Origin of the sequence: Martelella sp. HB161492, from assembly GCF_013184775.1 — a bacterium.
Classification (GTDB): domain Bacteria; phylum Pseudomonadota; class Alphaproteobacteria; order Rhizobiales; family Rhizobiaceae; genus Martelella.
In genome coordinates, this window is the sequence record NZ_JAATVV010000015.1 from 82,293 (window position 1) to 95,954 (window position 13,662).

General features: G+C 60.0%; 12 protein-coding genes. 8 read left to right on the forward strand and 4 right to left on the reverse strand.

Annotated features, from left to right (window positions below; all coding sequences use genetic code 11):
- Nucleotides 1-49: 49 nt before the first annotated feature.
- Together HCK86_RS21090 and HCK86_RS21095 are read right to left on the reverse strand one after the other, a co-directional pair.
- Nucleotides 50-892 (reverse strand): aldo/keto reductase, encoded by an 843-nt coding sequence (locus HCK86_RS21090; protein WP_176086461.1) that lies wholly within the window; start codon nucleotides 890-892, stop codon nucleotides 50-52.
- 174 nt (nucleotides 893-1,066) lie between these two features.
- Nucleotides 1,067-1,822: an IclR family transcriptional regulator gene (locus HCK86_RS21095; protein WP_176086462.1), complete on the reverse strand. Its 756-nt coding sequence runs from the start codon at nucleotides 1,820-1,822 to the stop codon at nucleotides 1,067-1,069.
- Between the two features lie 172 nt (nucleotides 1,823-1,994).
- Here HCK86_RS21095 and HCK86_RS21100 point away from each other — a divergent pair, with 172 nt between their 5' ends.
- Genes HCK86_RS21100 through HCK86_RS21110 form a run of 3 tightly spaced genes read left to right on the forward strand, consistent with a single transcriptional unit; the run spans nucleotide 1,995 to nucleotide 5,710 of the window.
- Complete coding sequence (locus HCK86_RS21100; protein ID WP_176086463.1) at nucleotides 1,995-2,906, forward strand: dihydrodipicolinate synthase family protein; 912 nt, start codon at nucleotides 1,995-1,997, stop codon at nucleotides 2,904-2,906.
- Between the two features lie 38 nt (nucleotides 2,907-2,944).
- Nucleotides 2,945-4,903, forward strand: coding sequence for a YjhG/YagF family D-xylonate dehydratase (locus HCK86_RS21105; RefSeq protein ID WP_176086464.1), 1,959 nt, complete (start codon nucleotides 2,945-2,947; stop codon nucleotides 4,901-4,903).
- A 48-nt stretch (nucleotides 4,904-4,951) separates the two neighbouring features.
- The gene (locus HCK86_RS21110) at nucleotides 4,952-5,710 is read left to right on the forward strand and encodes an SDR family oxidoreductase (protein ID WP_176086465.1); all 759 of its coding nucleotides are present in this window, start codon (nucleotides 4,952-4,954) and stop codon (nucleotides 5,708-5,710) included.
- Here the strand turns inward: HCK86_RS21110 and HCK86_RS21115 are convergent.
- On the reverse strand, nucleotides 5,704-7,632 hold the full coding sequence (locus HCK86_RS21115; protein ID WP_176086466.1) for a hypothetical protein: 1,929 nt from the start codon (nucleotides 7,630-7,632) through the stop codon (nucleotides 5,704-5,706). The two genes, HCK86_RS21110 and HCK86_RS21115, sit on opposite strands and share 7 nt — an antisense overlap.
- A gap of 417 nt (nucleotides 7,633-8,049) precedes the next feature.
- Here HCK86_RS21115 and HCK86_RS21120 point away from each other — a divergent pair, with 417 nt between their 5' ends.
- Together HCK86_RS21120 and HCK86_RS21125 are read left to right on the forward strand one after the other, a co-directional pair.
- A complete protein-coding gene (locus HCK86_RS21120; RefSeq protein ID WP_176086467.1) occupies nucleotides 8,050-8,838 on the forward strand; it encodes an SDR family oxidoreductase in 789 nt (262 codons plus the stop codon).
- A 21-nt stretch (nucleotides 8,839-8,859) separates the two neighbouring features.
- Nucleotides 8,860-9,753: an NAD(P)-dependent oxidoreductase gene (locus tag HCK86_RS21125; RefSeq protein WP_176086468.1), complete on the forward strand. Its 894-nt coding sequence runs from the start codon at nucleotides 8,860-8,862 to the stop codon at nucleotides 9,751-9,753.
- Nucleotides 9,754-9,778: 25 nt separating this feature from the next.
- Here the strand turns inward: HCK86_RS21125 and HCK86_RS21130 are convergent, their stop codons facing one another.
- Nucleotides 9,779-11,185, reverse strand: a complete 1,407-nt coding sequence (locus HCK86_RS21130) for a glycosyltransferase family 39 protein (protein WP_176086469.1) — start codon at nucleotides 11,183-11,185, stop codon at nucleotides 9,779-9,781.
- Between the two features lie 295 nt (nucleotides 11,186-11,480).
- On the opposite strand from HCK86_RS21130, the gene HCK86_RS21135 reads away from it, so the two are divergent.
- From HCK86_RS21135 to HCK86_RS21145, 3 genes are read left to right on the forward strand one after another with little or no spacing between them, the layout of a single operon-like run.
- Nucleotides 11,481-11,888, forward strand: a complete 408-nt coding sequence (locus tag HCK86_RS21135; protein ID WP_176086470.1) for a GtrA family protein — start codon at nucleotides 11,481-11,483, stop codon at nucleotides 11,886-11,888.
- On the forward strand, nucleotides 11,885-12,898 hold the full coding sequence (locus HCK86_RS21140) for a glycosyltransferase family 2 protein (RefSeq protein ID WP_176086471.1): 1,014 nt from the start codon (nucleotides 11,885-11,887) through the stop codon (nucleotides 12,896-12,898). Before HCK86_RS21135 ends, HCK86_RS21140 begins: the two co-directional genes overlap by 4 nt.
- 17 nt (nucleotides 12,899-12,915) lie before the next feature.
- Nucleotides 12,916-13,662, forward strand: coding sequence for a ChbG/HpnK family deacetylase (locus HCK86_RS21145; protein ID WP_176086472.1), 747 nt, complete (start codon nucleotides 12,916-12,918; stop codon nucleotides 13,660-13,662).

The following is a 13,662-nucleotide window of genomic DNA, read 5'->3' on the forward strand; positions in this document are numbered from 1 at the left end:
CGGCCAGAAAGCAGAAAGCCGGGCCAGTTGCGGCCCGGCCTTATTGACATCAAAACTCTTCGTAACGCGCCGGATCCTGTCCTTGCAGGCGTCCATCCGGGCGTCCAAGGGCGGTCATGGCAGCAAGGTCAGCGTCGTCCAGCGTGAAATCGAAAACGGCGAGATTTTCCTGCTGGCGCTTCGGGCTCGATGCTTTTGGCAGCGGCAGGGCACCGCGCTGAAGGTGCCAGCGCAGGATCACCTGTGCAGGAGTCTTGCCAATCTTCGTGGCAATATCGGCGACCACCGGCTCGGTCATGATCTTCGTGCCACGTCCGAACGGGCTCCAGCTTTCCGTGACGATACCCTGCGCATGGTTATAGGCCAGTTGCTCTTCCTGGGGAAAATAGGGATGGATCTCGACCTGGTTGACGGCGGGGAGAATGCCGGTCTCCTGCTTCAGCCGGTCCAGGTGAGCCGGCAGGAAATTGCTGACGCCGATGGAACGGACGAGGCCGCGCTTCTGGACCTCGATCATCGCCCGCCAGGCTTCGACATAAAGGTCCTGCAGCGGGTTGGGCCAATGGATCAGGTAGAGGTCGTAATAGTCGAGCCCTGCGCGCCAGAGCGATTCCTCGACGGCGGCGATCGCCTGTTCATATTTGTGGTGACGACCCGGCAGTTTTGAGCAGAGCCTGAGCTGTTCACGGGCAATTCCGCTTTTGCGGATCGCCGCACCGAGGGCGCCTTCATTTTCGTAATTGAAGGCAGAATCCAGGAGCCTGTAGCCATTGTGGATCGCCGCCGTGATCGCTTCCACGGCGCTGCTTCCCTTCATCGGCGATGTGCCGAAGCCCAGCGCCGGAAGGGTCGTGCCATCATTGAGGGTGAGCGTCGGGATGTTGGGTGACATTGTCATTTCTCTGCCTTTCCATGTCTGGCGCTGCGGCTGCTTCCGGTTTCAGGGGCAAAACATCTGCAGGTGATCTGCCGGCCGGGCGCGGCCGCCGCCATGTCGCGATGGGTCCATCGCCACAAGAATAATGCGATTTATCGCAATTCGTTCCGTGTCTCGCAAGGTTGACACTCAGCGATCGCCCAGTGCCAGCGAGATCGCGGCGCTGGCCTGTTTCAGCGGTGCAATCAGGCGGGCAAAGGCCGCGCTGTCGGTGACCGAGGTCAGCGTCGAGATGCTGACAGCGGCAACAACCTTCTTGTCGTGGTCGAATACGGGGGCGGCCATGCAGCGCACGCCGCGTGAATGCTCCTCGTCATCCAGGGCGAGGCCTTCGGCGCGCACCGTGCTCAGCGCGGCCACAAAGGGTTCAGCCGCCGTGATGGTGCGCTCGGTAAAGGCGGTGAAGTCATAGCCTCCGAGCAGGCTCCATACCTCTTCGGTCGGACGAAAGGCGAGCAGCACCTTGCCGATGGCGGTGCAGTGGATCGGCAGGCTGCGGCCGATCCGCGAATAGCCGATCAGCGCGCGGGAGCCGTCGACCTTGTCGATATAGACGCCGTTTTTGCCTTCCAGAATGCCAAGATGAACGGTTTCGCCGGTCGCCTGCGACAAAGCGGCGAGCGCCGGACCGGCGCGCTTGCGCAGATCAAGCGAATTGATGACGAAGGTCCCCCGCTCGACCAGCTTCATGCCGAGCCGGTAACGGCCATTCTCGTGATTCTGTTCGATATAGCCTTCCATCTGCAGCGTCTTCAAAATCGAATGCAATGTCGATTTATGAAGGTCCAGCCGGGCTGCAATATCGGTGATCTTCATCTCCGGGTTTTCCTCATCGAAGAGGTTCAGGATCATCAATGCACGCTGCACGGACTGGATGATGGGCATGGGGCGCTCCCGTCGCTGAAAGACGGCGCTGCCGGTGTCGAGGAGATGCTTGCAAACCGCCAGTGCTGTGATAAATTTTATATTATAAACTTGTGTTCTACAATATAAAACAAAAGCGCGATCGACATCCCTTCCATGGCCGACAGGGACGCTTCCGCCGGAGGCTCCAGACATGCAGTATCCCAAATTCTCAGGCATCATTCCGCCCGTTTCCACGCTCTTCACCGACACAGGCGCGATCGACCGCGCCGCCATGGCGCATGTGATCGACATGCTGATCGAAGCAGGCGTCAACGGCCTGTTTTTCCTTGGCACTGGCGGCGAGTTCTCGCAGATGTCAGCCGAAGAACGCCGTTCAGCCGCCGAGATCGCCATTGACTGTGTCAAGGGCCGGGTGCCGGTGCTGATCGGTACGGGAAGCCCGAACATGCGCGAGGCTGTGGCACTGTCGCGTCATGCCGCATCCGCCGGTGCCGATGGGATCGTGGCGATCAATCCCTATTACTGGAAGGTCACGGAGACCAATCTCTTCCGCTATTTCGGGGCGATTGCCGAAAGCGTCGACCTGCCGATGCTGGTCTATAATTTCCCTGATCTGACCGGCCAGGATCTGACGCCGCAGATCATCAAGCAGCTGGCTGATGCCAATGAAAATATTGTCGGGGTGAAGGATACGATCGATTCCGTCGGTCATCTGCGTCGCATGATTGATGTGGTGAAGGGTGCGCATCCCGACTTTTCCGTTTTCTGCGGTTATGACGACCACCTGGTCAATACGTTGCTGATGGGGGGCGACGGGGCGATTTCGGCAAGCGTGAATTTCGCGCCGCAGCTGTCGGTCGGGATCTACCGCGCTTTCCTCGCGGATGATCTTTCGACCATGACCAGCCTCAACCGCCAGCTTCTGAAGCTGCCGAAGCTTTACGGCCTCGATGCGCCCTTCGTGAATGTGGTGAAGGAGGCCATGCGGCTGACAGGCCTGCCGGTTTCGAACTATGCTCTGCCGCCGGCCGGGCCGGTGAGTGCCGAGATGAGCGGGGAGGTTCGTCAGGTACTGGTTTCAGCCGGTGTGCTGAAGGGCTGATTACAGAGGAATAGAGAAGAGGCCACAGGGAGGACAGGATGGCACTGGACAGGATTTTCGATGACGGGGGCGACGCGATCTTCGATATCGCCACCAATGCTCCGGGGCCGGAGGGGTCGCTGCCGCTGACGCCGGACATGCTGGTGAATGCGCCGAGCGGTGATATTTTCGGCCTCACGCTCAATGCCGGCATGGGTTGGTCGCCGAAGCGCATGCGCGGGCCGGAAGTCATGCTGGTCGGCACCATGGGCGGGATACGCCAGCCGGATGGCAAGCCGGTCGCCCTCGGCCTCCATACCGGCCATTACGAGATCGGCCTGCAGATGGACGCCGCCGCCCGTGAAATCGCCGGTGCGGGCGGCATGCCCTTTGCCACCTTTGTCAGTGATCCCTGTGATGGCCGCACCCAGGGCACCACCGGCATGTTTGATTCGCTGCCCTATCGCAATGATGCCTCGATCGTCATGCGGCGGCTGATCCGCTCCCTGCCGACGCGCAAGGCGGCCATCGGCGTTGCCACCTGCGACAAGGGCCTGCCCGCCATGCTGATGGCGCTCGCCGGCATGCACGATATCGCCACGGTGCTGGTGCCGGGCGGAGCGACGCTGCCGCCGACCTTCGGCGAGGATGCGGGCAAGGTGCAGACGATCGGTGCCCGTTTCGCCAACAATGAATTGTCGCTTGAAGATGCCGCAAGTCTCGGCTGCCGCGCCTGTGCGTCGCCGGGCGGCGGCTGCCAGTTTCTTGGCACGGCGGGAACGTCCCAGGTGGTGGCCGAAGGGCTGGGGATGGCGCTGCCGCACAGTGCGCTTGCGCCCTCCGGTCAGCCGGTCTGGCTGGAGATTGCCCGCGCATCCGCCCGTGCCGCCCTCGGCCTGATCGAGAAGAAACTGACGACCAGGGATATCCTGACCGACCACGCGATCGAAAACGCCATGGTGGTGCATGCCGCCTTTGGCGGTTCGACCAATCTTCTTCTTCATATTCCGGCGATTGCCTTTTCCGCCGGGTTGAAGCTGCCGGAGGTCGGCGACTGGACGCGGATCAACCGCGCCGTTCCGCGCCTTGTCAGCGTGCTGCCGAACGGGCCGGAATATCACCCGACCGTGCGTGCCTTCCTTGCCGGTGGCGTGCCGGAGGTCATGCTGCATCTGCGCCGTCTCGGCCTTCTCCACGAAGATGCCATGACCGTGACCGGTGAAACGCTGGGCGACAATCTCGACTGGTGGGAAGGGTCAGAGCGGCGCGCCCGTTTCAGAGCGCTGCTCGCCGCGCATGACGGGGTCGATCCGGATCGGGTGATCATGAGCCCGGATCAGGCCAGAACCCGAGGTCTGACCTCGACAATCACCTTTCCTGTCGGCAACATTGCGCCGGAGGGGTCGGTGATCAAGTCGACGGCGATTGATCCGTCGGTGATCGACGAAAACGGCATCTACCGTCACAAGGGACGGATCAAGGTCTTCACCCGCGAGCGCAATGCCATCAGCGCCATCAAGACAGGGCATATCCGTGCTGGTGACATCATGGTGGTGATGGGCGGTGGACCGTCGGGCACCGGAATGGAGGAGACCTATCAGCTGACCGCCTCGCTCAAGCATCTTTCCTTCGGCAAATATGTGAGCCTTCTGACGGATGCCCGCTTTTCCGGCGTGTCGACCGGCGCCTGTGTCGGTCATATCGGCCCGGAAGCGCTCGCTGGCGGCCCGCTCGGCAAACTGCGTGACGGTGATGTTGTCGAGCTCATCGTCGACTGCCGCAGGCTTGAGGGATCGGTGAATTTTCTCGGAACGGACGAGCAGCCGCTATCGCGGGAGGAGGGGGCAGAGGAGCTGGCGCGGCGTGCGCCGCATCCAGATCTCGCGCCAGAAGCGGCATTGCCGGATGATACCCGCCTGTGGGCGGCATTGCAGGCGGCAAGCGGAGGCACCTGGCGTGGCTGCATCTATGATCCGGACAGGATCATCGCAGCGCTGTCGCGGGGCACTGCGCGGTGATCGCGTCGGCGGGTCTGATGAACTGAATTATGTGCAGGGAGGTGCCTGATGGCGCGGTTTGCAGTTGTAACGGGTGGAAGCACCGGCATTGGCCGGACATTGGTCGAAGCGCTGGCGGGCGAAGGCTATAAAGTGGCCTTCAGCTACCGATCGCATGGCGAGGCGGCGCGGTCACTTGAGGAAAGCGTTGCCAAGGCGGGTGGCGCAGCGCTCGGCATGACCTGCGATGTCGGCGACAGCAGCGACGTCGACAGGTTTTTTGCCGCCGCCTGCGACTGGGCGGAAGCCGCGCCCGATCTTCTGGTCAATAATGCCGGGGTGCAGACCTGGGCTCCGCTTGTCGATCTTGAGGAAGAGGACTGGGACAAGGTGATCCGCACCAACCTCAAGGGCTGCTTTCTCAACACGAAACGTGCGGCCAAGGCGATGATCGCCGCCGGAAAGGGCGGGGCGATCGTCAATATCGGCTCTGGCTGCAACAAGCTCGCCTTTCCAAAACTGGTCAGCTACACCGCGTCCAAGGGCGGAATCGAGCAGCTTACCAAGGTTGCTGCCGTTGAGCTTGGCCCGCATGGCATCACCGTCAATTGCGTGGCGCCCGGTGCCATCGCTCTTGAACGCACGCTCGAAGAGGTGCCGGATTATGAGGACACCTGGTCGAAGATCACGCCGTTGCGGCGCATCGGCAGGCCGGAGGACATCGTCGGACCGGTCATGTTTTTTGCAACACCGGCCGCGGCCTTCGTCACCGGGCAGACGCTCTGGGTCGATGGCGGCGTGTTCAGCCAGGCGGCCTGGCCCTATTGAACGCTGCCCTGGTCAACGACCTGCGGAGGCCGATCCTCGACGATATGGGGTTCAGACAACGTGGCGGCCTGCTGTTTGAAATCGGCGTGGAGGTCTCCGAGTGATCTGACGTGACGGTCGACGACCTCGTCAAGAATTTTCCGACAGGAGGACCTGAAATCTGCAGGGTACTGGGCACACTGATCGATGATGGCCTGAAATGTGCCGCGGGAAATGCGCCGTGTATTGCCAATGAAATTCAGAACCATGTTCTCGAACGCATCGTTGCGTTCCCGGGATGTCGGAATTTCGCTGACTTTCCGAATGGTCAGGTTGAGTGAATTGTAAGATCCAAGTTGGCATATCCATGGAAGAAGTGGCAGAAAGGACGACTTGAAGCGGTTGATTGAAACACTGTCAGCGTTGCTGGTATTGCCCATCATCTTCGTGACGTTGGTGTTGGCGAGAACCTTTTCATAGATCTCGATCATGGCTGAATGCTCATTGCGGTTTTGAACGTTCCCGGATCGCTTCTGTCGCTCATATTGATATTGCTGCCTTGATATGCGCGCCGTGTGTTTCGCAAGCTTCGTCAAGACTTCGTGATTTTGCGGTTCCGGCAGAGAAGACGAGCTCGTTGATGAATCGTGAACCCGGTTGATGATTTCGGCGCAAAATAACGACAGTCCCCATTGCGGTAAGGCGTGCCGCAGGTTGTTGACGACGGCCAGATAGGGTGACTGGCGCAGGAGCGCGTCAGTGTTACCCCGATCTTTGAGCTGCTTGTTGGCACGATGCAGCTTGTCGGCAATTTGCAGCTGAATGCGCATCAATTCACGCTGCGGTCCGGCTTCGGTAACCCGGCTGAGATCAACCCGGTTGTGAAGCTTGTTCATGTTTTCGAGAGAGAGATGTCTGAAATCATATTGGCTGATGCGTGAGTTTCCATGGATTTTAAAATCCAGGCCCTGCTCCAGCGATGAGAGCAAGCCGAGCATTTCTCTCCAGTCACCCCGTTCACTGGTATTCATGAAATTCAGTTCAATCCCGTGAAACTCCTCTCGTTGATGGATCAGCGTCGAAGGAGCGCCACTTGTGCCTGCGACCGAAGGCCCGCAAAGCCGCGGCCGTTTGGGCGTTGCCACGCTTTGCTGCTCCTCCATCGGCAACATCGCAGATGATGTTGGCTGCGCAGTCGCCGGCTGCCAGCTGCGATTCACCATTGCCGCAAAGAGCTGTTGGAACGATTGCATTTGCACCGCGTCGTTGATGATCGGCTGAGGGTTGCTGGTGCTGGGCTGATCGTCATAAGCCGGGCCGCCGGAGGCGGTCCAGGTTTGTGGCTGATGTGAGCCGGGCTCTGCGCGCAGGTGGCCGCCATCGGGCCACTGCTCTTGCCGCTGCCGTATGAGCGAATTTGTTAGATCTGTAGCCGCGGTTATCAACGCGGACTCGACATCTTGCGCGCTGCTTGCTGCGGGCAGGGACCGGGACACACCACTGTCCCAGCCGGTCGATCGCCCCGGCGGGACGAGCGGATTTGCGCTTCTGGCGGTCTGATTGTCATAGGTGCTGCCGGACAGAGCGGGTGCAGTCGGGGCGTCCGGCTGAAGCGGGTATTGTCGTTCTGGCGGCTGAGGGCCAGAGGGCTGTCGGTTTGCCTGATCGATCAAAAACTGCCATAGCTCGGGTCCCGATGCACCGGCTCGCAGCCCGCTCTGCATGGGCTGCAGATCTTGCGCAACAGGCGCGGCACGAATGGGAACGGGGACGTGAAAGGCGGCGATGGCAACGGGTCGCAGCGGCAGTCTTAATCCGACGGGCGCAGGTGCATCGACTTCGCCGGTCGCCAGCGTGTTCGCTGCGGATTCAAACAGCGTGAGAGTGGTCGGGCGTACGGGCCGCGGCGGCGCCTCGATTGCGGATGAACTTGGCTGCGCCATCAAGTGCCGTCCGGGTGGGGGTGTTTCTCCCGTGTGGGATGGCTGTTGCCGGTTGCCATCAATATTGATGTTTGGAAACAACTTGATTCCTCTTCCTGCTATCTCGAAGTCTCAGTATTACATGCCGCTCTTCCAATAAAAACTTCGAAATTTCAGATAGTTCGGTTGGTGCACATCAATGCCGGCCGTATCGCATGATCCATGCTGACGGGATGGGGCAGCATTTAGCGACTGGCTCACGCGGTCATTTCTGATTAGGCTGAGGCGGAAGGGCGATGAACCGCTTTCTTCACCTATCGGCCGCTCGGCCGTCTGACGATTTCAGCACTGATCAGCACGAACGTGATTGCCGCAGTCAGTGCCCTTGATCGGCCTGCAGATCCGGTGTCCGGTGAGCGCGCAAGAAGAAAATGGAGTTTGGAAAACATGGCGGAAGCAAATCTCAATATTCCCGATCTGTCCGGCAAGGCCGTGCTGATCACCGGTGCTTCGACCGGTATCGGTGCAGCCCTTGCAAAAGGATTTGCCATGCAGGGTGCGAAGATTGGTCTGCACTATAACGCAAGCATTGCCGCAGCTGAGGCTGTTGCCGCAGAGATCGAAGGCGCCGGCGGAACGGTGCGCCTCATCCGGGCCGATCTCAGCCGTTCTTCGGAAGCCGTGCGGATGGTTGACGAGATGGTCTCGGCCTTCGGCACGGTTGATGGCCTCATCAACAATGCCGGCGGCATGGTCGCGCGCCGTGCCTATGCCGACATGACCGATGATTTCTACGATGAGGTAATGGATCTGAATGCGCGCTCCGTGCTGGCGGCGACAAAGGCCGCAATTCCCTATCTGAAGCGTCAGGGCGGCTTCGTCATCAACACGACCTCGATTGCCGCGCGCAATGGCGGCGCACTTGGAAGCGGGCTTTATGGATCATCCAAGGCCTTCATTTCCAATGTCACCCGCGGCATGGCCAAGGAGCTGATCCCCTTCAAGATCCGCGTGAATGCCGTCTCGCCGGGGGTGATCCTGACACCGTTCCATGAACGTTATTCAACGCCGGAGCAGCTTGATGCCGCGCTGAAACAGGTTCCGGAAGGCCGGCTTGGCATGGCCGAGGATTGCCTTGGCGCCTATCTGTTTCTCGCCTCGGCGGCATTGTCTTCCTATGTCGTGGGGCAGATCATTGAAGTCAATGGCGGCCAGTTGATGCCGTAATTCCGGTTGGGAGGAAAAATCGTGAACAAGCGTATCGTTTTTACAGGCGGCTCTGGCAAGGCCGGCCGGGAGGTCGTGCCCTATCTCCTGAACAAGGGCTACGACATCCTCAATCTCGACATTGCGCCGCTGGCCATCGCGGGTGTCAACACGTTGAATGTCGATCTGACGGATAGCGGCCAGGTCTTCAACGCGCTGTCGATGCATTTTGATTTCGATGGCTATGAGACGGGCAACGGACCTGCGCCGGTGGATGCCGTCGTGCATTTTGCCGCCGTGCCGCGTGTTCTGCTGAAGCCGGATAATGAGACATTCCGCAACAATGTCATGTCGACCTACAACGTCATCGAGGCGGCAACAAAGCTCGGCATCCGCAAGGTCATCATCGCCTCGTCCGAGACCACCTTTGGTGTGTGTTTTGCCGAAGGGGATAAGGACTATCACAGCTTTCCGCTGGAGGAAGATTACGATGTCGATCCGATGGACAGCTACGGCCTGTCCAAGGTCTGCAACGAGAAGACGGCGCGCGCCTTTTCGATGCGCACCGGGGCGGATATCTATGCTCTCAGGATTGGCAATGTGATCTCGCCGGAAGATTACGCGAAGTTTCCGGCCTTTCTTGCTGATCCGCCGTCACGCAAGCGCAATGCCTGGTCCTATATTGATGCACGTGATCTCGGCCAGATTGTTGATCTCTGCCTCAAAAAGGACGGGCTCGGCTTTCAGGTCTTCAATGCCGTCAACGACACGATCACCGCCCGCGAGCCGACGGCGGAATTTCTCGCACAATACGCGCCGGACACGCCGGTCACGCGAGAAATGGGCGCGTATGAAGCGCCGCTGTCCAACCGCAAGATCCGTGAGGTTCTCGGTTTTCGCGAGCAGCATGACTGGCGCAAATATGTGAAAGACTGACGGGGCAACCCGTCAGTCAGGGTTTTCAGTGCGCTTCGAACAGCCTGAAGGACTTGTCTTTCGCGAGCTCTGTGACGTGATCGCCATAACGCTTTTCAAAGGCGTCCACCTGATTGTTGCGAACCAGATAGCCAGCGCCCGGTGAAAGCGTATCGGGTAGCTGATCGATATCCTGGATCGTGGTGATCTGGCCGTGGCGGTAGAACTCTGCGGAGAAGTCGCGCCCACCGGTGATCGTCAGCGGATGGTCCTGCGGGAAATGCGCGAGAATATCCTGACGTGAGGGCAGGAAACTGTCCTTGCCGATCAGACAGGCGACAATCAGGCCGGCGACCAGGACCATGATTTCGGCCATGCCGATTTTCAGCCATGTGCCGCCGCCCGTACCGCTGCGTCGCCACAAGATGACGCCGAGGGCCGCCGCCGCGGGCAGGGCCGGCAGCGTGTAGGTCACGAGAATATTGGCGGCAGCGGTGAAAAACACCAGCGGTACGATGGCGAAGAGCAGCAGATAAGACAGCAGTCCGTCGCCATCGGCAGGCATGCCGCGCTTGTAGAGACGCCAGCCAAGGATCGGCAGCATCGGGCTCCAGGGCAGGGCCGCCACGATCCAGTAGAGCCAGATGGTCCCCTTGGCATGTTCGCGGCCCGAGCCGTAAAGATCGCCGGTCCAGCCGGGATCCAGGAAGCGCTGGATATGCTCGCCGATGATGAAATATTTCAGGAAGCCCGGCGTGGCGATCTCGGCGGCAACATACCACGGAATCGATATGATGGCGGCGACGGCAAGGCCGGAGACCCATGGCAATTTGCCAAGGTTTGACCATTCACGGCGCCAGATGACCCAGAGCGCGATCGGTGTCATCGACAGGACGACGGATACCGGACCCTTAGCCAGCATGCCGATGGCGATGCCGGCAAAAAATACCCAGGCCCAGCGCCGGTCTCCGCGCATGGCCGAATAAAAGCCGGTCATGCAGGCGACGATGCCAAGCGTGAGCACCATGTCCGTCTGAACAAAGGCGATGGCGACGAAAAACAGCGCGCCGCTGCACAGGATCAAGAGCGTGACCAGCGCAGTCGTCCGGTCGGTCAGCTGTTCCAGCCAGCGCCAGAGAATGAGAAGAAGGGCGATGGTTGCGAACAGGATTCCGAGGCGGGCCGCAAACTCATTGGCCCCGAAAGCGTCAATGCCGAGTGCTGACAGCCAGGTATGCAATGGCGGTTTGGCCCAGAAAGGCACACCGTAATCGAATTGCGGCGTGATCCAGTTGCCGGTTTCCGCCATCTTGCGTGCAATTTCGGCATAGCGCGCTTCTGTCGGATCTGTCAGCGGAACCACGAACATGGCGATCATACGGACCGCGAGCAGCAGAAGCAGTCCCAAACTCAGGGACCGGATGTTTTTGCTTTCCAAGTGACGGCCTTTCATCAGCCCAGAGGGGGTGTCGGCACTTTTTAAGGACAGAGACGGCATATTTCAACACATAACCGGGGAGCCGCTGTTCCGCTATTCAGGACGAACGGACATATTTCAGCCGCAAGACTTCTGGTCGGGCGATCTGTCGTGCCGTAATGTGGTCAACTGATTGGCGGGTTGTGCGTGCAAGACCGGCTCTTCGGCCATTGCCTCGGGGAAGTTTACGTCGTAGGCAGGCCACGATGTTAATGGTGGCGGCTTCGTCCGGTGAACCCGCGTGCGAAGCGGAAAGTCTGGCAGTGTGAACATGATTGCTCTGAACGCTTCCGTGGTGCAGGTGAAGCGCTACATCGTCTTCGGTGGCGGATCCTTGCTGGGCGCCGTGATCGACTATCTCGGCACGCTGGCCCTTAACGACGGCTTCGGCCTGCCGCCGGCGGTTGCGCTCGGCTTCATGATGATCATCAGCGCGACCGTGGTTTTCTATTATCATCACCGCATTACGTTCCGCACGGCCGGCGATGCCTGGCTGCGACGCTATGTTCGCTTCATGCTGCTTTCGGCATTGATCTTCGCATTGCGTGCCGTCGTGCTGGAACTTCTGGTCGCCTGCAATCTTTCCGTGCCGCTGGCCGTGGCGGCAGCCATCGTGCTGATCTCGGTCGTCAACTTTGCGGCATCCTCTGTTTTCGTGTTTATGAAAGGTGGCAAATGAGCGCCCGGACCCTTTCGATTGTCGTTCCCGTCTATAATGAGGCGGCCAATCTGGCCAATCTCGTCTCGCGTCTCAACATGCTGGCGGCAAAGCTGGCGCAGGACCATGGTCTCGAAGTCAGTTATATCTTCGTCGATGACGGCAGCCGGGATGACAGCTATCAGATGCTCGCCGGGCTGGATTTTCAGGGCAATCCGGCGCGCATGCTGCAATTCTCGCGCAATTTCGGCAAGGAAGCGGCCTTGTCTGCCGGTATCGATGCTTCCGTTGGTGCCGATGCGACGATCTTCATGGATGCCGATCTGCAGCATCCGCCGGAACTTGTCGTCGAAATGGTCGAGATCTGGCTGAGGGACGATGTTGACAGTGTCTATACCTACAAGAGCGATCGCCTTGCCTCCGAGGGGCTGGCGCGTTCGGTCTTTTCCAGAATGTTCTACAAGACCATGAACCGCGGCGGGCGCTACCAGCTGATTGAAGGGGCCGGCGATTTCCGGCTGGTCAATCGCCGCTTTGCCGATGCCCTGCGCCGGCTTCCGGAAAGCGAGCGCTTCATGAAGGGGCTTTATGCCTGGGTTGGCTTCACCCAGCGCGGAATTCCGTTGACGCCGCCGCCGCGCGAGCATGGTGTCTCGAGCTTCAATACGCTGCGGCTGCTGACCATGTCCTTTGATGCGCTGACCAGTTTCACGACAGCGCCGCTGCGGCTGATGGCGCTGACGGGTGTCTTCATCGCGCTGCTGAGCGGTTTCTATGGCGTTTACATTGTGCTTGAGCGGCTGTTCTTCGAAAGCAGCGGCATTGGCATCAGCTCGATCCTGACGCTGGTTTCCTTCTTCGGCGGTGTTCAGATGATCTTCCTTGGCCTGCTTGGCGAATATGTCGGCAAGGCCGTGCTGGAGGCCAAAAGACGGCCCTGTTACATCATTGCCGAGGACCGGACGATTGCAGTCTCCAAGCCCGGCGCCACGCCTGAACCGAAGGAAGAGTGTCGTGCCGGTCAAGACTGAGCACAGGAGGCGCTGCGATGATCATCGCCGATGATTTTGGCCTCGGACGGGCGCATGATGCAGTCATTCTGTCGCTGATCGAGGAGCGGCAGATCGATGGCACGTCGGTCATGGTCGATGGTGAAATGGCCGATCGTGATATTGCCCTGTTGCGCGATCTGCGCGCGGATGGCGCGCGTGTCGGGCTGCATCTCAATCTGACCCATGATTTCGGTGGTGGCTCGCCGACCATGCCGCTCGGGTCGCTGATGAAGGCCAGTCTTTCTGGCCGCCTGCCTGCCGCCTTCGGTGCAGATTTTGAACGGCAGACTAAGCGTTTTGCGGACCTTTTCGGCAGCCTGCCTGACTATTACGACGGTCACCAGCATTGCCATTGCCTGCCGGGTCTTTCGCAATGTGCCGCTGCCTTGCCGGGTGCGGGCACGGCATGGATCCGGGTGCCTTTGCCGGCCAAAGCGGCCGGGCTTTGGCTCAACATGCGTGCCGGGGGCGTGAAGGTTGCGGTGATCGCGGCTCTGGCCTGGCGCGCGCGGACGCATTTCCGCGCCGCGGGCTTTGCGACAAACAGCGATTTTTCCGGCTTCCTGCGGCTTGATGATCCCGACGCGGTTGCTGCCTGGCTGCCACGGCTGATGGCGGCAACCGAAGGCGGCCTGATCATGACCCATCCGGGGGCTGCAGACGATCCCGTGCAATGTGATGGGCATGCGGCGCAGTCGCGGGAAATCGAGGCTGACGTGCTGAAAAAGGGCTGCCTGAGCTGA